Raw genomic sequence first — 18498 nt, 5'->3', positions numbered from 1 at the left:
GTCAGATGTGGCTGATGTCGCGGTCCTTCGTTTCGGGCAGGAAGATCAGCGCCACGACGAAGCTCATGCAGGCCACGATGATCGGGTACCACAGACCGGAATAGATGTTTCCGGTCGCGGCCACGATCGCAAACACGGTCGCCGGCAGGAAGCCGCCGAACCAGCCGTTGCCGATGTGATAGGGCAGCGACAGGCCGGTGTAGCGGATGCGGGTCGGGAACAGTTCGACCAGCCAGGCCGCGATCGGGCCGTAGACCATCGTCACGTAGATCACCAGGATGGTGAGGAACAGGATGGTCATCGGCCGGTTGATCTCGTTCGGATCGGCCGCGGCCGGATAGCCGTGGTTCTTGACCGCGGCGGCGATGGCCGCCGGCAGGTTGGCGGCGTCAGACGCGAGATTGGTATCGCCGATCTTCACGCTGGCCTTGGTGCCTTTCGGCGCCTCGACGTTGCTGTAGTTCACCGACAGGCCGACGAGCGCGGCCTTGATGCGGTCGCAACCCGTGGTGAACGTCTCGGTGCCCGTCGCCTTGAACTGGAACGAGCACTCCGACGGATCGGCGGTGACGACCACCGGCGAGGCCGCCAGCGCTGCTTCCAGCTTCGGGTTGGCGAAGTGGGTCAGCGTCTGGAAGATCGGGAAGTAGGTCACGGCCGCGAGCGCGAAGCCCGCCATCATGATCGGCTTGCGGCCGATCTTGTCGGATAGCCAGCCGAACAGGATGAAGCACGGCGTGCCGATGAGAAGCGCAATCGCCACCATGATCTGGGCGTCGACGGCGTTCACCTTCAGCGTCTGGGTGAGGAAGAACAGCGCGTAGAACTGACCGCCGTACCACACCACGGCTTCGCCGGCGGTGGCGCCGAGCAGCGCGAGGATCGCGATCTTGGCGTTCGACCACTGACCGAAGGCCTCGGTCAGCGGACGCTTCGAGGTCTTGCCTTCCGCGACCATCTTCTGGAACAGCGGCGACTCGTTGAGCTTGAGCCGGATCCAGATCGACACCGCGAGCAACACGGCGGAGAGCAGGAAGGGAATGCGCCAGCCCCATTCGCCGAACGCCTGCTCGCCCATCGCGGTGCGGATGCCGAGGATGAGCAGCAGCGCCATGAACAGGCCGAGCGTTGCCGTGGTTTGGATCCAAGAGGTGTAGAAACCACGCTTGTTCTTGGGCGCGTGCTCGGCAACGTAAATCGCAGCGCCGCCGTACTCGCCGCCGAGCGCGAGGCCCTGCACGAGACGCAGTGCGATCAGCACGATCGGCGCGGCGAGGCCCCAGCTCTCATAACCGGGCAGAACGCCGATGAAGAAGGTGCCGACGCCCATCAGCGACATGGTGACGAGGAAGGTGTACTTGCGGCCGATCATGTCGCCGATGCGTCCGAAGATCAGCGCGCCGAACGGCCGCACCGCGAAGCCGGCCGCGAAGGCGAGCAGCGCAAAAATAAAGCCGACGTTCGCCGGCACGTTCGAGAAGAAGTATTTCGCGAGGAACACGCCGAGCGTGCCGTAAATGTAGAAGTCGTACCACTCGAACACGGTGCCAAGTGATGAGGCGAAGATGACCATCCGCTGCTCGGACGTCATCTTTGTCGATGTGCTATAGTCTGTTGCTGTGGCCGTTGTCATGGGCCCCCCTTGTCTCTGATTGTTGCCTTTGTGCGGGGCCGCCACGCCAGCAATTGCGGCTCCTCCAGAGAGGGATACGACGCGGTTAACAGAGCGTCTGTTCACATCATGTCTTACGTCTAAAGTCGTAGGGATGCGGCTTGCGGCGCAATAAATTCCGGAACGCGCGATAAACGCACAGAGCGTTAACCCTCAGTCGCCCGATTGCCACGTCGCTTTGACGACGCTGCCTCACGCGCAATTAATGATACCGCGCAATTCCGTCGAGCGATTCACCGGACGAAGGAACAGTTCGTCTAAAATGCCGTTCATGAGGTGGAGTTCGGCCATGGTGCGTGGGTTTGCGTTCGGCGTCGCGGTGTTGTCGGGACTCGTTGCGTTCGCCGCCACCGTGCCCGCGCGCGCCGACGAAGAGGGGCCTGTCATCGCGATTCCAACGCGGCCGGGCGTCCCGATCGTGATCAACGGCCGCGATGCGTCCTATGCGGTTGTGGAAGGCGACTGGGGTCTGGCGCGGCCGGGTCACGGCACGGTCACGGTCTACGGCGGTTCGCTGATTCGTCCGAACCCGGTTTACGAGCCGCGCAACTCGTATCATCCGCGTTATGGCCGTCCGCCGCCGCGCGGCCGCAACGAGATCGACGATGGGCCCGAAGGCCCGCAAGCCGCGGAACCATTCTCGCGCAACTGGTCGTCATCGTCATCGGACGTCGCGCCGCCAGTCCGGCGATCGAGCGCGCCGCAGCAGATGTATTCGTCCGGCATGTCGGATGGCGGCTCCATGCCGGCGACCGTCACGGATCCAGCGACGTTCTATCAACCCGATGTTGTCTTCCCGCCCAACGGGCGGCGCAGGCGTCAACACTAGAAACTTGTTGAAGCGCCCGCGCGGCCACCGCGGGCCAAGAGGAAGCAAGACTGAAAGCAGCTACAATGATGCGGCACAACGGCACCAATACATGGGGATCGTCATGTCCCGCCGCATCACGTTCATCGCACTGGCTGCATCGGCCACTCTGATCGCAACCCACGCCGTCGCCGACCGCGAGTGCTTCGACGACGCCTGCCGCGCACAGGCGGCGGCTGAAGCCGCGGCAGCGCAGCGGGCGGCGCAACCGCAGACCCGGGCCGCTCAGAAGCCGGCTGCATCGACGGCCGGCAATCCCGCCAACACCGTTCCGAACAAGGTATCGCCCGAACCGGTCGCAGCCGCCGCAGCAAAGGATAAGATCAAGCCCGAAGCCAAGCGCGAGCCTGTGGTTGTCGCAAAGCCGGAGCCCGCGACGGCTCCGCCGGCGAAGATTGCCAAGCCTGAGCCTGTCGCCGTGACCGGGCCCGAGCCGGTGAAGGCGCAGGCCATTGCGAAGTCCGAGCCGGATGCGGGGCTCTCAAGTGTGATTGCAGAGCCTGCGGCGCGCAACACGCAGCAACCGGGCATGCAGCAGCGGATCGCGGAGCCTCAAGTCCCACCACGCTATCGCCGTGAGGAGGCGCGGCCGCACCGCGAGCCGGCTCGTATCATGCCGCAACATGCCGAGCGGCACGAACCGCCGGTCACTGCGGACCGCATCGAACACTTTCCGGCCTACGCTCCGCCGCCGGTTGTGGTCGATGTGCCGCGGCAGGCGCCGTCGATTGCGAGCGCGGCCGTCATCGAAGTGCCGGGCGAGGTTCAGACCAGCGACGGCCTTGTCACGGTGTATCCAAATCTGCGGCCCGATCCGGCGTGGAAGCTCTGTCAGATCGACAGCCGGGATCTCGGCCACCGGGCCTATCGCTGCACCGCCTACAGCTATCATCCGTATGGTGAGGGCGGGTATCGGCCCTATGGCACATACCGCAACTACCCGACCGTGCCGGGTTATGTATCGGCGCCGAACGCCCGCATCATCTCGATCCAGCGGAACGACTAGGAGCGCTTTCAGGCGAAGTGTGACGCGGCTCGCCGAGGAAACGCTGCCAGGAGTTCAGCGTTTCAGCCCGGTGTGCGCGACGTAAAGCGCGAGCGCGGCCGCGTTCGACACGTTGAGGCTTTGGATCGCGCCCGGCAGATCGAGCCGGGCGACACTGTCGCACGTATCGCGCGTGAGCTGGCGCAGTCCTTTGCCTTCGGCGCCAAGCACCAGCGCAAGCGGTGCGCGCAGCGGCAGTGCCGCGAGATCGTCCGCGCCGCTCGAGTCGAGACCGACCACGAGGAAGCCACGTTCCTTCAATTCCGCCATGGCGCGGGCAAGATTCTGCACTGTGACGAGGGGCACATGCTCCAGCGCACCGGACGCGGCCTTGGCCAGCACGCCGGTCGCTTCAGGGCTGTGCCGCGCCGTGGTGACGATCGCCGTTGCCGCGAAGGCCGCAGCCGAGCGGAAGATTGCGCCGACGTTGTGCGGGTCGGTGATCTGATCGAGCACCAGCACCATGCCGGTGGTCGCAAGCTCTTCGATCGCGGGCGAGGGCAGGGGATTGGCCTCGACATAGAGGCCTTGATGCACGGCGTCGGGCGGCAATCGCGCTGCGATCGCGTCGGGCCGCACGATTTCGGGGGCGCGAGGGGAGGCGATATTTTCGTCGGCGAGGCGGCGGGCGGCATTGTCGGTGGCGAGGAACTTGCGGAGCTGCCGGTTCGGGTTGGCGAGCGCCGCGGTCACGGTGTGCCAGCCATAGAGCACCGCGGTGTCGTCGGCAGGCTTCAAGCTGTCTCTGCGGGCACGTTCGAAGCGTTCGCGCCGGTCGGCTTGCTCGTGGGTGGTGCCCGGCTTGGCTCCGGACCGGGTTCCGGGTCGCGGCGGACCGCCGGGGGGGCCGCCCTTGGGTCGTTCGAATTTGGGCATCGCTGGGCAACCGTCCTGGCCGCCACGGGTTGCGGCGGGTGCTGAAGGGTCTCGATATCGGCCGCAGCGATTTCCTGCAATCCGGCCAAGGCCTTCGCCTGCGGGAAAGTGCGACGCGGGCCGCGCGCCTTCCTTGACTTCGAGCGGTGCCATGACCATAAAGCCCGGCGTTTCGCCGGACTTGTTCGCCGGACTGGGGCTTCCCCTGTTTGTCCTTTGGGATCAATGCGGTGCGACGGTTTGGGAGAGTGTCCCGAGTGGCAAAGGGGGCGGACTGTAAATCCGCTGGCTTACGCCTTCGTAGGTTCGAGTCCTACCTCTCCCACCATCTTCGCTTGATGCCCCGGTCCTATGACCTGGTTCTGCCCGGCGCGGGTGTAGCTCAATGGTAGAGCAGCAGCCTTCCAAGCTGAATACGAGGGTTCGATTCCCTTCACCCGCTCCATTTATCCATTAGGCGCCGCTTGTCGCCGGAAAACACAAGCTCACGGATTGTCACGAAATCGCGCCCGAGTGTGGCTTCGCGATACTCAGAACCCGTTCGCATGCGGAACAACATGCCGTCAGGAAGGCGTTGAGCCACACCGAGATATTCGTTGATCAATCTCTCGGTTCGTCGTGAGACGATGCCGAGCGCAGCGCGGCCCGTCTTTGCGCAGCCGTCTTCCTGCCGATCAGCCTGCCGTCAGGCGGCTGCGTACGCCGGTACGCGAGCTCTAGCGTGCACCGGCAATGGCGGGGCCATCCGCTGCCATGCCTGGACGAGCGCGCAGGTATAGGGATCGGTTGCTCCGCCCGGCGTAAGGATCTGGGACGCAGGGCCGGTTTCCAGGACGCGGCCGCTGCGCATCACCGCGATGCGATCGGCCAGCCTGCCCGCGACCGACAGATCGTGGGTGATCAGCAGGAACGACAGGCGGCCAGCTTCTTTCACCGAACGGAGCAGGCCGAGTATCTCGACTTGGGTTGAGACGTCGAGCGCCGAGGTCGGCTCGTCCAGCACCAGCAGGTCCGGCAGGCCGGCGAGCGCGCGGGCGATGGCGACGCGCTGGCGCTGTCCGCCGGACATCTCATGCGGCCGGCGCTCGGCGAAGTCCGGCGGAAGACCTACTTCGCGCAGCAGATCGGCGGGGGCCCGTCCGTCGTCCGGCGTGAGTGCGTCCGCTAGCATGGCGCCGATCCGGCGGCGTGGATTGAGGCTGCCGGCATGATCCTGGAAAACCATCCTAACCCTGGGCTTGCCGATCACGACGCCGGCGGAAGGAGCCAGGATGCCCGCGGCGATGCGGCCGACGGTAGATTTGCCGGCGCCTGACTGGCCCACCAGGCAGAGCGTCTCGCCGGGCGCGATGGTCAGGCTTACGTCTTCGACGACCGGTGCGTGCTCCGGACGACCCAGCAGACCGTCGAAGAGCGACCGGCGGGCGTATCGGTGGGTCACGCCGCGGAGCTCGATCATGCGGCGCTCGCACGCGCGGAGGCCGCGATCAGGGTTTGCGTGTAGCCGTGCTGTGGTGCCCGCAGTATGCCACCGACGCTTCCCCGTTCGACGACGCGGCCGTCAAGAACCACTGCAATGTCATCGGCTACTGCGCCGATCAGGCCTACGTCGTGTGACACCAGCATGGCGGCAATGCCGGCAGTTCTGACGGTATCGCGGAGGAGTTCGGCAAATTCGAGCCGTCCGATGGTGTCGAGCGAGGCGGTTGGCTCATCGGCGAGCAGGATCTTGGGTGCGCCAGCGAGCGCAAGAGCAAGCCCGACGCGTTGGCGTTGTCCGCCGGACAGGCGGTGCGGATGGCGGTCCGCAAGCGCCGGGTCGAGACCGACCCTCTTCATCAGATCCGCGGCCGAGGACCGGCCTGAAGTGGTCTCTGGCGCGATATAGCGAAGCGTTTCGTCGATCTGGGCGCCGATCGTCATCAACGGGTGCAGACCAGATCCGGCGTCCTGGACCATTGCGGATATTATCCGCCCGCGGAACGGAGCGAATTCGCGCGGGGTCATCGCGTCTATTCGTGTGCCAAGGCACTCGATCGTTCCGGTGGTGATCGTGGCGGCGGCAGGCAGCAAACGTGCAATGGCGTGTAGAAGCGTCGACTTTCCGGAGCCTGACTCGCCAACAATGCCCAGGACGCGCCCTTCAGTCAGGGCGAGCGTTACCTCGCGCAAGGCTGGCTTACGGCCATAGGGCGTCGCGTAGTCCACGCTGAGCTCTGTGATTTTGAGAGCTTCGTTCATCGCGATGTTCCGCGCGATATTTCGTCGCCGAACAGGTTTGCGGACACGGTCAGAATGGCGAGGACTGCAGCAGGAAAGGCGAGGACCCAGGGCAAGCTCAATGCGGCGTCGTTGCCCAAACGCAAGAGCGTGCCGAGCGAGGGTTGCGACGGCTGAAGACCAATGCCCAGGAATGAGAGTGTGGCTTCCGCCATGATTGCGCAGGCGAAGTTCACAGCTGCGATCGGAGCGAGCGGCACCGCTGCGTTGGGCAGGATCTCCCGGGTGAGAAGCCTCCATGTCGACATGCCCGACATACGGGCGGCGAGGACGTAGTCCTTGGTCGATTCGGCGATCGCAGCTGAGCGCACTGCGCGCGCGTATTGCGCCCAGTAAGTCAAACCGATGGAAAAGGCGACTGTCCAGAAGCCGAAGGCGTCCGGTCGTCCGCCGGTCGCAGCGGCGATCACGCCCTCAATCAGGAGGGCCGTCAGAAGCGCCGGAAACGCGAGTTGGAGATCGGCAGCGCGCATCACAATGGCGTCGGTCCATCCGCCGAACGCGCCTGCCGCGGCGCCGAGCAGCGATCCGAGGATGCAGGACATGATCATTGCAACGAGAGCCACCGCGATTGAGATGCGCAGGCCGTAGAGAATTGCCGACAGCATATCGCGCCCCTGCATATCTGTTCCGAACCAGTGAGCCCAACCTGGAGCCGTCTCGGCGTCGAGGACATCGATTGCAGCCGGATCCAGAACGTTCTGCGGGGCGATCAACGGAGCAAGGAATGCGAGCAGCAGAAACAGCACGAGCACCGCCGCGAGTGCGGAGCGCGTGGATAAGGTTACGGAACGTAGCGCAGCGGTCGTCATGGCATCGTCTCCGCGGCATCGCGGACCCGCGGGTCGAGACGAATCTGCAGAACGTCGACCACGAAGCTCATGGCGGTGAAGAAGCCGGCCGCAAGCACGACGTATGCTGCAAGCACCGGAACGTCTGCGGAGCGCACGGCGCCGATCAGCAGAGAACCGAGCCCGGGCCATTGGAATACGGACTCGGTCACGATGGCGTAAGCAACGATAGTCCCGAACTGGACTGCGGTAACGGTCGCGACGGGGACTGTTATCGTGCGCGCGACGTGACGGCGCACGACGGCCTCAGGAAGGCCCCGGGCGCGTGCGGCGACGATGTGTGGGGCTGCGTAGGCCGCGAGTGCTTCGGCGCGGACGATCTTTGCGATCGTGGCTGCCTGAAACAATGCGAGCGTGCACGCCGGCAAGACAATGGAACGCCAGCCCGACGCTGTCAGCAGACCAGTGCTCCAGAATCCGAGGTCGATAACTTCGCCCCGGCCGAACGAGGGAAACAGGCGCCACCGACCGGCAAGAAAGATCACCGCGAGCGTGCCCAGCATGAAGGTCGGGAGCGAAACGCCGATGGAAGCGAATGCCATCCCAGCACGCGCAGCGAAAGTATCCGGCTTTTCCGCGGCGCACATTCCCAACGGCAGGGCGATCAGCAACGAAAGGACGCCGGCCACGATGGAGAGCTCGGCGGTCGCCGGGATGCGCTCGGCGACCAGCGCCAGCACCGGGCGGCCGTACTGGTAGGAGGTGCCGAAGTCGCCGGTGGCCATTGAAGATGCGTAGCGCCACATTTGCTCGGCAGCCGGACGATCGAGACCGAGCTTATGTCGCAGATCCGCTTGATCCTGGGTGGTCGCGCTGTTGCCGAGCATCTGCGCGACCGGGTCTCCGGCATTCTTCGCCATCGCAAAGGCAAGGACGCAGGCCACCGCGAGAACGGCTGCAGTCTGCGTCAGCCTGCGGAGAGCGAGGACGACCATGGCGCCTCATTTTGCTCCAACGGTGGTCGGATGCTTGGAGTAGGTCGAGAATTGGATCTGGCCGTCGGCCCGTTGTTCGACGGTGACGTCTGCAGCGGTGCCCCATGCGAGGGTCTGCTGATGCAGCGGGACCACCAGAGTGTGGTCTCGCACGGTCTGGAGGGCCTGCATGATCAGGCCGTGGCGCTTGAGGTTGTCGGTTTCGGTGCGGATCTGCGCTCCGAGCGCGTCGATCTTGGCATTCGAGATGCCGCCAAGGTTATATGAGCCCTGGCCCTTGCCGTCCCTGGTCATAATCAAATTGAACAGCGGATCGAGAGCGTCGTTGGAGACGGCGACCCAGCCGAGCAGAAAAGCGCCGGGGACTTTGTAGCCACCCGCCGCGCCGACCTGGGCGAAGAAACGAGCCTTCGGCTGGATGTCGAGTTGAGCACGCAGGCCGACCTTGGCCAGCATGGATGCGCCGACTGAACAAAGATCCGCGTCGCGAACGTACCGATCATTTGTGCACGCAAGACCGAATGAAAATCCGTGCGGATAACCCGCTTGTGCCAGCAGACGCTTGGCCTCCTCGGGGTCGTATGGCTGACGGTCAATGTTCTTGACGTCCGGAAACACCAGTGGCGAAACGATTGACGAGGCAATTACAGAATTTCCTCGCATCACCTTGTCGTGGATGGCCTGGAGGTTCAATGCCAGCGCAAAGGCACGGCGAACGCGCTCGTCCTTGAACGGGTTGCGGCCCTTGATGTCCGACACCAGCAGCTCATCGCGGCTTTGATCGAAGCCGAAGAACATCGAGCGGGTTTCCGGGCCCGTCAGCACTTTGAGGCCGGCGCCGCGAAGGCGCTCGATGTCCTGCAGCGGCACGGGGTCGATCATGTCAACTTCGCCGGACTGCAATGCGGCAACCCGAGTGGCGTCGTTGGCAATCGTCACATACTCGACGCGGTCGAAATTGTGCTGCGGCTTGCCCCACCAGTGCGGGTTGGGGACGAAGGTCGTCTTCAAGCCGGGGACGTGGTCAGCGACCAAGAACGGACCGGTGCCGTTCGCGTGAGTGGAGGCGTAGCCACTCTGTGCCGCGGAAACAGGAGCCACAGCCCCGACGCGCTCGGCCCATTTCTTCGAGACCATGTACCAAGTGTCGAAGCTCGCGTTGAGGATCGGGTTGGAATGCTCAAGCACGAAGTCGACCGTGTAATCGTCAACCTTGAGCACGCTCTTCACATCGGCCGGGAGCATGTTTTTGACGTCGCTGCCCTGGGCGCGGACGCGATCTGCGGAGAACACGACGTCATCGGCAGTGAAGTCGTCGCCACTTTGGAATTTGACGCCGCGGCGCAGGTGAAAACGCCAGCGGGTCGGCTCCGGAGTTTCCCAAGATACGGCGAGACCGGGCACGATCTTCAGGTCACGATCCCGCTTGGTCAATCCTTCGCTGATTTGGCCATGGAGGCCCAGCGTCAGGATTTCGTTCAAGGAAAACGGATCAAGCGACTTGAAATCTCCCTTGCCGGCAATGCGGAAGATTTCGCCAGCCGAAGCCGGGGTGATGGTCAGGGCGGCGAGCAGGAGGAGGGAGCCGGTAGTCCTGCGCAGGTACATGACGTTGAATCCTTGAAGACCGTTCCGGTATCCTTGTAATCCTTGTAATGCCTCACTTCTTAACGAATGCTTTGCCGGCACTCCAAGCTCAGGAGCAGCTTGCTGGAAGGCGTGGTGCGATCTCTGCGGCGACCATGGGCCTGGCGTAGAGGTAACCCTGGCCGATGTCGGCGCCTTCGCGTGCGAGCATGTCGGCCACAGCCTTGGTCTCAATGCCTTCGGCGACGATGCGCATGCCAATCTTTTTGGCCATCGCGATAGTCGCCTGCACGATGATATTCGAATAGTTGTCCGTATCCATGTTGGTCACGAACGACCGGTCGATCTTGAGCTCTCCGACCGGAGAGGCGCGCAGGCGAGCGAGAGACGAGAAGCCTGTGCCGTAGTCGTCGAGCGACAGGTGCACGCCGCCGATGCGGAGCCGACACATGACGTCGATGCTGGCGGCAATGTCCCCTAGCGCGCCCGATTCCGTCAGTTCGAGGGTCAGGTTGGCTGGCGGCAGGCCGACCCAGCTGAGCATCGCGAAGACGCTGTCCGCGAACTCTATCTTGGAAAATACCGTCGCCGGAACGTTGACGGCGACGCGGAAGTTCGGACAACGAGCGACCCATGGTTTCGCTGCCTGCAGCGCCTGACTGAGGATCAGGTCGGTGAGCTGTCTTTCGAGGCCGTGACGTTCCGCCGCAGCGACGAAGACGTCAGGTGGGACGCTGCCGTGGATGGGGGATTGCCAGCGCGCGAGCGCTTCAGCGCCGACCATCAGGCCGGAGGCAAGATCGATCTGCGGCTGGTACGACGCGTAGATGGCGCCATCGGAGATGGCGCGCATGAGCTCGGGCCGAAGGATATCCGGAGCGGCCGCGCGCTCTGCCTTTCGGACTGCGCGTTGTGAGGCGTTGCTCAGGTAGGCCTTGAATTGGGTGGGCTGCATCGGCTTGCGAAGCTCGCCCAGCATGGAGAGCCCGATGGTGCGGCCGTAGCCGACCACGGCGTCACGGATGCGATCTTCACTGCCGGATATGACGACGATTTCGGGATTCTGGCCGGCCGCCTTGATGGCGCGCAGAACCTCGATCCCATCCTCGCCATCAAGAGCGAGGTCGACCACCATGACGTCGTAGGTGCACACAGCCATCTGGTGCTGCGCTTCTGCGATCGATGCTGCGGGGTCGACCGTATAGCCGACGGTCTGGGCGAGTCCGCGCACGTGCATGCGCTGGATCTCGTCATCGTCGATCACGAGCAGGCGTTTGGTCGGCGCGCGTCTGAGTCCCATCGATTGTGCGAGCTTGCCAGCGATCATCGTCACGCTCCTATGCCGCGATACTGCGGCGCGTTTCCTCAAACGTGCGCCGCAGCTCATCCAAGGTGGGAGCGATGTCATTCCCGTCGATCTTGCGTGCGTTGATCTCGATTTCGGCGGCTTTGGCCGAAAGGGCGCGGAATCCAAAGATGCCGGCGCTCGATTTAAGGGAATGCGCCTCCCGCTCCAGTGCGGATGCGTTCTTCGCGATCACCGCCAGTGCGGCGATCTTGTTTTGGGTGGTCCGCATGAAGGTCTCGATCATCTCGCGACCCGCTTCTTCACCCATCTCTTCCATGAATGCGTTCAGGATGGTGCGGTCGCATTGCGGCTCGTTCTCGTCACCGCGGGCTGTCACGTCCTCAGGCTGCTCGGGCGAAGACTCTGTCTCGACGCCCGCCATCACGCGTTCGATGGCGGACCGCAGCTGGGCGCGCGTGAATGGCTTGCCCGCCGCGCCGTTCATGCCGGCACCGCGTATGCGATCCATCTGTCCCTTGAGAGTGCTCGCAGTCAGAGCGAGGATCGGCGTGTTTGCGCTGCCGGTCGGCAGCGCGCGGATCTTCGTTGCGGCCTGGAAGCCGTTAAGATGCGGCATCATCAGGTCCATCAGGATCAGGTCGTAGCGCTTGCGCGCTGCGGCCTGGACGGCCTGTAGGCCGTCGACCACGACGTCGACTTCGTGGCCCATTCGCTTGAGTATTTCACGGGCGACAGTCTGGTTCGTTTCATTGTCTTCGGCGACCAGGATCGAATAGCGGGCGTTGACGTTGCGAGCGTACTGGCGCGCTGCAGGTTTGCCGCTGTTGTCGCGCGGGAAACTGACCGCGAACGAGAAGGTCGAGCCGCGATTGATCTGGCTCTCGATGGAGAGCTTTCCGCCCATCTGTTCGACCAATCCCTTGGAGATCGACAGACCCAGGCCGCTGCCCTCGTGGCGACGGGACAGGGAGCCGTCGACTTGTGTGAATGGCGTGCAGAGTTTTGCGATGTCGTCGGCGGCGATACCGACGCCGGTATCTTCGACCCGAAATTCGATCCCGGCCTTTTCTTCGTCGGTTTGCCCCGCCGGGGACAGCTGTACGACGACTTGGCCTGCATCCGTGAACTTGATCGCGTTTCCGATCAGATTGAACATGATCTGTTTAACGCGAAGCTCGTCTCCGATCAGTGCGCGCGGAACACGCGGGTCTATTTCGGCGGTGAGGGCGATACCCTTCGAGCGGGCGCGCGGCCCCTGATTTGAGATCACTTCGTTGAGTGCGCGTTCGATGTCGAATGGCGCCCGATCGAGCGCCAAGCCGCCTTCGATGCGCATCTTCGACATGTCGAGGGTGTCGTTTATCAGGCCCTGCAGGTGGTCGGCGGAGGCGCAGATCGAACGGAAGTATTCGTGGTGGGTATCGTCCAGTTCCAAGTCCTTGAGGAGTTCGATCATGCCGATGATGCCGTTCAGGGGCGTCCGCATCTCGTGGCTGATGTTTGCGAAGAATATCTCGCGGCGATCGCGTTCCTCTTCCAAGCGCCGGAGAGTTTCCTCAAGGTTTCGCTTGGCTTCGGCGCGCTCGGTCACTTCCAAATACGACCTGACAAATCCGCGTGGCTGGCCATCGGGCCCGATGAACGGCACGCTGTGGATTTCGAGGGTCTTTCCGTCGCGCGTCGCGCGTTCGTAGATGCCGAACTTCTCGACCTTGGCGCCAGCGGCGACGAAGTCCTTCACGGCTTTCGAGGCGTTGTCGTACTCGCCGCTCTGCTTTTGATATTCAAGGACTTCCGGATAAGACGGGCGCGATGTCACGAACTCCTCGGGCAAGTGGAGCAGCTCCGTGGCGCGCTTGTTGATGACGGCGATGTCGTTGTGCTCGTCGACGAGCACGATGCCCTGGCTCATGTGGGCGAGGGCTTTCTCCATCTCCGAAGCGCGCTGCACTGCGTCGATACCGGATGAGTCGGCAACGCGGATACGGCCGCTTGCGCTGAGCAGAATTGTCGCCGCCGTCAGCAGGGCGGCCGCCGTGCCGCTCCGATCCGCGATGAGGCAAGCGAACGCACCAAGCCCTGCCACGACGCCAGGCCAGAAAGCTGCCGGGTGGCGCTTGAAGACATGCTCCACGAAGGTATCAACAGCGGCACGCAAGGGGGCCTCTCCTGCGTGCGGTTTTACAGGCCACCGATAAAGATATTCTTTTTGAGCTTGCAAGGAGGTCGGCGGGGGACGTTTGTAGATTGTTAACCTTTGCCGAGGCGCGACCCTCGCTTGACGCCGGGCCATTTGCGGACTTCGCTCGGTTTTGGTCCGGAGGTTCTGAAATCTATGGAAATCTATGCGTAAGATTGATGTTCTGACGGCTGCTTTTCTGTTGTTTCTGCCGGGCCCCGCCTCCGGACAGGGGCGCCTGAATCCTTGCCGCCAGGTCTAAAAATCCCATCGAAGGAGACGGTCAATGCGATCGCGGATGCCCTGATCACCAAGCTTTGGGTCAATCCTGACATTCTCTCGATATCGTGTTGGCCTACGAGCAGCGGGTCCCGGCCGGCTGCGCCATGGTCCAGCCGCCGAAGTACGGCTGCAGGGCGGACGAGGCAGCCTCCAAGAATAACGCGGTCAAGGTGGTTCACAATGATCTCCCGACCACTTGAAGCGGAATCGTGAGACTGCCCAGCGCGTGAAAATCCAGGCGTTGCCGACGATCTTCCTCGCGGCCGGCGGGCGGGTCATTCGCGCCTCACCAGCGCCATGGACACCAAACGCTGCTGGCCGAAGACGCCGTCCGGCCAGGCGCTCAGAGTCTTGCGTCGACCACGCCGTAGGCCAAGTCCGGCCGTCCGGAGCGCAGGAGTTCGGCTCCGACTTCGCCAAACTGTTGACTCATCGTGTCGACCCGATCCGCGTCGTAGTAGAGCCGGCATGAGCCGAAACGCCTAAGGGCGGGTACGACAGGGGACGGATTCTCGATCTGTCGAACGCCGTTGATCCGGAAGATCTTCTCGTCGGACAGGATATTCCAAGCCGCGTCGCCGCCCAGGTGGGTTTGCGCTTCCGAGGCGAGATCCCAGACGCCATCAGCGGCATTGCCTGCGGTAATGCCCAGGATGACCGCTCTGACCTGCGCGCCGGTTTCTTTCGCGAAACGGCGGATCGCGGTGAAGGTCGCGAGCTGGAGGTCGATGCCGGACTTGCCGCCGTTGGTGGTGACCGGCACCTCCGAACGAGGCGGCGCCGGAGCGAACGGCATGTTCGCGACGAACAGCACTTTGGTGCCGGCGCCCGGATCGAACAGCTTGGGGATGCCATCGCGGATGTCGTTGCTGCAGAAGACGAGATCGCGGCCGTCTTGAACGTTGAGGGCCCGGTTCATGACCGCGTAGACGATCGCTCTGGGATTGATGTCGAAGCCGGCCTTGCTGGCGTCGCCCTTCATGGCGATGATGTTGTGACCGCACCCGGTCGCGAGATCGACCACCACGTCGGCCCATTCATCCAGTTTTCTCGCCCGGACCTGGGTGAGCAACGTCGCGCTCTCGTCACAGAAGGGGAAGACGCGATTTTCGGGGCGCGTCCATACGCCGTCCGTTATGAAGATGCGGGTTTCCATCATGTTGATCTTGACGGCGAGGGAGCCGTCGCGGCCGAGCCCTGCTGCTTCGAGCGCGGCGTATTCGCCCTTATCGGCCGGCCGGAACGGGACGCGTTCGGCGAGCGTTCCTCGCCATGCCGAGTAGTCCTCCGAGGTATAGATGCGGCGCAGGAGATCGGCCAATTCCGGTGCCGAACGTCCGATTTTGCAGGCGGCTACGAAGAGATCGTCCGTGGTCATCATGACGCATACTCCTTCCGACGCGGCAATTCTCAGGACGCCACAAGCTCCTTGGGCTTCGGAAACCAATTTTCGCGTACGATCCGCACGGGGCGCGAACGTTCGCTGACGGCGGCGCTCCGATCAAAGATCGAGGCCAGGACGGCCATCCGCATCCACATGCCATCGCGCGCTTCGTCGAAGTAGTGGGCCGCGGTAGTTCCGTCGATCGAGCGGTCGATCTCGTCGGTGATCGGTCCGACATGCATGACTGCAACGTCATGCCCGGCCCTGGCGAGTCCTTGGGCGGTGATCTTGTGTGAGGACGGCGTTGAGATGGCTTTGGCTTTTTCCGACTTGGCCTTGTCGAAGTCGCTCTGGTCGATGCCGAGCGTGGTGACGGCATCGCAGACCGAAAGCAGTTCGTTGATGTCTGTGGCCGTTTTCGGATGCATTCCATTTCCGGCAAGCGACGCCCGTACGTCCGGCGGAATACCGGTCTTGCCCGGTGGCGGCAGGATGTAGAGCTCGGTGTCGAATTTCGAAAGGCCGATCGCGAGCGAGCGCAGTGCCCGCCATTCGAGATCGCCGACGATGCCGATTTTCAAGCCGTCGATGCGGCCGAAGGATTTACGGAGGTGATAAAGGTCGCCAAGCGCTTGGCTCGGATGCTCGCCGAAACCATCACCGCCGCTGAGCACCGGAACAGGCGATGCTGCCGCCGCGCGCGCCAGGGCACCCTTCTCATAGTGCCGCATGATAATGCAATCGACGATGGCGCCGCCGAAGCGGACGACGTCCTCGAGGGATTCTTGATAGAAGCCGTTGGAGCGGCTGCTGCTGGGTTCCGGAAATCCGGTGATGCGGCCGCCGAGACGAAGCATCGCGACCTCGAACCCAATGCGTGTTCGGAACGATTGTTGATACCAGAGAATGGCGGCGACCCGTCCGTCGGCCAGCGATGAATAGGCTGAAGTCGGGGAGCGTTCGAAGGCTTCAGCCAGACCGAAGCAGGCTTCGATGGCTTCTCGGGTGAAATCTTCAAGCGAGATTGCGTGCTTCGGGATCGTGTCGGTCGCTTTGGTGAGCGCTCTACGTATCACCATATTCCACTCTACTGTCCGACTGGAGGAAGCGGGCGTCGCGCCACGCGCGAGCGTTCCCGGCAGCACGGTAAAAATTAATTTTAGTCGGAAGGATTCGTAGAAGAAAGGAAAGAATTAACGAATGGTTAATTACGTCGCTGGAACTTCGACTTCAACGAGCCAAAGTTGTACAACTTCTGGTACTTATCGATTGTTTTTAAACTAAAGCGCGACGTCGGCGCAGCCGGCGAAAGTCTTGGACGAGGCCCGTGACGAACATCAGACCGCCGACCGTAAGGCTGACGATTCTGAATGCATCGCGAACACCCGCATAGCCCAGCATCGCGAACGCGGTGAACACGACGGTAACGCAAAGAGAGACGAGCACGTTGGCGTCTCGATTGCCCAACCCCTTCGACGCAAGTAGCACGGCGACATATTGGCCGCCTTGCGACACCAGCGTGGTGAACGCGGCGGCGCCCAATATGCCTCCTATCGGCGCGATGCTCTCATGGCTGATAACCGTGCCTTCGATCAGCAAAGTGAACAGGAACAGGTTGAAGAGCAACTGAGCGATATAGCGCCCAAACCTACCGGCAGTGACCAGCGAGCTTGAGGCGACCAGCACGTTGTCGATCTGGTTGGTTCCGCGTGCGTAAAACGGAAGGAACGTGCCCATGATCAGGGCGGCCACGACGAGCCAAGGATTCGTCCACTGCGATGCGGCCCAGCCGTAGGAGACATACATGAGGACGCCGGCTATAGCGGCGAGCTTCCCCGAGTGACCGCGCGTGCGGAGATGCTGGGGAGCTTCCGTTTCGGCTGTTGAGCCCTTCGCCTGCATGTTTGGTTCCATTATGAGATCACAACTACCGGGTGCACGTTAATGAACGGTACGGAATTGCGCATAATCGGAGGCGGTTTCCGTCAAATCTTTTGGGTCAATCGTGGCGATCCGCCCGTCAATGCTTCGCTGGCGGGGATCGGCACGAAGCATGCTTACTATTCCCATCTTACGGCAGTCCCCTGAAGAACTAAAAACCAAGCTAAGGAGCGCCTAGAGCGGTTCACAATTTGACGGAAGCGTATCCGGCGTTTGCGAAGTAGTTGCTGCATTCGCGGGGGCCTATGGTTGTGACGAGGCTGCCGATTTGGCGCCAGACATCGTCGATGGTGCGCCTTTGAGCCATGCGCATCCAATGTTTGATCTTGGCGAAGGCCTGCTCGATCGGATTGAGGTCCGGCGAGTAGGGCGGCAGGTACCAGAGCCTGGCTCCGGCTGCTCTTATGATCTGTCGCAGCACGGCAGCCTTGTGGCTTCCGAGGTTGTCCATGACGACAATATCGCCGGCCTTCAGTGCGGGAACGAGTTGCTGCTGGACATAGGCTCGGAAGCACTCGCCGTTGATCGGGCCATCGAACACGCAAGGGGCTGTGAGGCCGTCGTGGCGGAGCGCGCCGAGGAAGGTCAGCGTCCGCCAATGACCATGCGGCGCGTAAGCTCGCAGGCGATCGCCCTTGCGTCCCCATCCGCGCAGTGGGGCCATGCTGGTCTTGATCCAGGTTTCGTCGATGAAGACCAAACGCCGTGGATCGAGACCGGCCTGCCAGGATCGCCAGCGCTTTCGTCTGCGGGCGATGTCGGCCCGGGCCTGTTCAAGCGCGAACAGTGTTTTTTTTGAACCGCAGGTCTTCGCGCCGCAGGAACAGCCACACGGCATTGTGCGAGACCTTTACCCCACGCGCGGCAAGTTCGTCCTTCAGCCCATGCAGGGTCAGATGCGGGGTCTGTCTGATGCGCTCCAGGATGAAGGCCCGATGCGGATCGAGCACCGGCTTGCGATATCCACCCATCTTGCTCGGCGACACTGAGCCAGTCGTCCGATAGCGCTGAGACCACTTCACCACCGACGACACCGCCACGCCGAACCGCGAAGCCACCGTCCGGCAGCTCTCACCGTTCCGCACCGCCGCAACGACACGCTCACGCAGATCATTGGACAGAGGTCGGGTCATGAGCTGCTGGCCTCCAACCCAGCCAGCAGCTTGAATCACAATTCGAAGCCCAGCGGAATCCCCAGCGATTCAGAAAAGAAGTGAACCGCTCTAACGAGGAAATGCGTTCGGCCCTCGGGCGCCATTGGCCTGAGATTTTTGTACCGGACGCATTGA

General features: G+C 62.9%; 15 protein-coding genes and 2 tRNA genes. 4 read left to right on the top strand and 13 right to left on the bottom strand.

Annotated features, from left to right (window positions below; all coding sequences use genetic code 11):
* Nucleotide 1: 1 nt before the first annotated feature.
* Nucleotides 2-1591 (bottom strand): MFS transporter, encoded by a 1590-nt coding sequence (locus RHPLAN_RS22950; protein WP_068022447.1) that lies wholly within the window; start codon nt 1589-1591, stop codon nt 2-4.
* A 370-nt stretch (nt 1592-1961) separates the two neighbouring features.
* Here RHPLAN_RS22950 and RHPLAN_RS22945 point away from each other — a divergent pair, with 370 nt between their 5' ends.
* Entirely contained in the window at nt 1962-2501 is a 540-nt protein-coding gene (locus RHPLAN_RS22945) for a hypothetical protein (protein WP_068022445.1), read from the top strand.
* A 103-nt stretch (nt 2502-2604) separates the two neighbouring features.
* The gene (locus RHPLAN_RS22940; RefSeq protein WP_157100427.1) at nt 2605-3546 is read left to right on the top strand and encodes a hypothetical protein; all 942 of its coding nucleotides are present in this window, start codon (nt 2605-2607) and stop codon (nt 3544-3546) included.
* A 54-nt stretch (nt 3547-3600) separates the two neighbouring features.
* On the opposite strand, the gene rlmB is transcribed toward RHPLAN_RS22940, so the two are convergent.
* Nucleotides 3601-4461, bottom strand: coding sequence for a 23S rRNA (guanosine(2251)-2'-O)-methyltransferase RlmB (rlmB, locus tag RHPLAN_RS22935; protein WP_068022439.1), 861 nt, complete (start codon nt 4459-4461; stop codon nt 3601-3603).
* 242 nt (nt 4462-4703) lie between these two features.
* Here rlmB and RHPLAN_RS22930 point away from each other — a divergent pair.
* Nucleotides 4704-4789 (top strand) — tRNA-Tyr (locus tag RHPLAN_RS22930).
* Between the two features lie 43 nt (nt 4790-4832).
* Nucleotides 4833-4906: transfer RNA gene (locus tag RHPLAN_RS22925), tRNA-Gly, on the top strand.
* A gap of 240 nt (nt 4907-5146) precedes the next feature.
* On the opposite strand, the gene RHPLAN_RS22920 is transcribed toward RHPLAN_RS22925, so the two are convergent.
* The 11 genes from RHPLAN_RS22920 to RHPLAN_RS38515 all read right to left on the bottom strand — a co-directional run bounded on the left by RHPLAN_RS22920 (nt 5147) and on the right by RHPLAN_RS38515 (nt 18342).
* On the bottom strand, nt 5147-5920 hold the full coding sequence (locus RHPLAN_RS22920; RefSeq protein WP_068022436.1) for an ABC transporter ATP-binding protein: 774 nt from the start codon (nt 5918-5920) through the stop codon (nt 5147-5149).
* Nucleotides 5917-6702 (bottom strand): ATP-binding cassette domain-containing protein, encoded by a 786-nt coding sequence (locus tag RHPLAN_RS22915; protein ID WP_068022433.1) that lies wholly within the window; start codon nt 6700-6702, stop codon nt 5917-5919. The genes RHPLAN_RS22920 and RHPLAN_RS22915 overlap by 4 nt, the downstream gene beginning before the upstream one ends.
* Entirely contained in the window at nt 6699-7553 is an 855-nt protein-coding gene (locus RHPLAN_RS22910) for an ABC transporter permease (protein WP_084245378.1), read from the bottom strand. Before RHPLAN_RS22910 ends, RHPLAN_RS22915 begins: the two co-directional genes overlap by 4 nt.
* Entirely contained in the window at nt 7550-8527 is a 978-nt protein-coding gene (locus tag RHPLAN_RS22905) for an ABC transporter permease (protein ID WP_068022426.1), read from the bottom strand. The genes RHPLAN_RS22910 and RHPLAN_RS22905 overlap by 4 nt, the downstream gene beginning before the upstream one ends.
* A gap of 6 nt (nt 8528-8533) precedes the next feature.
* Nucleotides 8534-10135, bottom strand: a complete 1602-nt coding sequence (locus RHPLAN_RS22900; protein ID WP_068022423.1) for an ABC transporter substrate-binding protein — start codon at nt 10133-10135, stop codon at nt 8534-8536.
* 88 nt (nt 10136-10223) lie between these two features.
* A complete protein-coding gene (locus tag RHPLAN_RS22895) occupies nt 10224-11378 on the bottom strand; it encodes an EAL domain-containing response regulator (protein ID WP_198164453.1) in 1155 nt (384 codons plus the stop codon).
* 73 nt (nt 11379-11451) lie between these two features.
* Nucleotides 11452-13581 (bottom strand): ATP-binding protein, encoded by a 2130-nt coding sequence (locus tag RHPLAN_RS22890; RefSeq protein WP_198164452.1) that lies wholly within the window; start codon nt 13579-13581, stop codon nt 11452-11454.
* A 646-nt stretch (nt 13582-14227) separates the two neighbouring features.
* Nucleotides 14228-15265, bottom strand: a complete 1038-nt coding sequence (locus tag RHPLAN_RS22885) for a class I SAM-dependent methyltransferase (protein ID WP_068022413.1) — start codon at nt 15263-15265, stop codon at nt 14228-14230.
* A 29-nt stretch (nt 15266-15294) separates the two neighbouring features.
* A complete protein-coding gene (locus RHPLAN_RS22880; protein WP_210180570.1) occupies nt 15295-16413 on the bottom strand; it encodes an aspartate/ornithine carbamoyltransferase family protein in 1119 nt (372 codons plus the stop codon).
* A 130-nt stretch (nt 16414-16543) separates the two neighbouring features.
* Nucleotides 16544-17170, bottom strand: a complete 627-nt coding sequence (locus RHPLAN_RS22875; RefSeq protein ID WP_068022407.1) for a hypothetical protein — start codon at nt 17168-17170, stop codon at nt 16544-16546.
* A gap of 223 nt (nt 17171-17393) precedes the next feature.
* Nucleotides 17394-18342, bottom strand: a protein-coding gene (locus RHPLAN_RS38515; RefSeq protein ID WP_157099989.1) for an IS630 family transposase whose coding sequence is annotated in 2 segments (ribosomal slippage) — nt 17394-18005 and nt 18007-18342 — 948 coding nt in all. Because the reading frame shifts where the segments join, the coding sequence is not laid out codon by codon here.
* Nucleotides 18343-18498: the final 156 nt, after the last annotated feature.

Source organism: Rhodoplanes sp. Z2-YC6860, assembly GCF_001579845.1.
Lineage (GTDB): Bacteria > Pseudomonadota > Alphaproteobacteria > Rhizobiales > Xanthobacteraceae > Z2-YC6860.
Note: the sequence above shows the minus strand (reverse complement) of the source record. Positions and strands in the feature narration are given on the sequence as shown.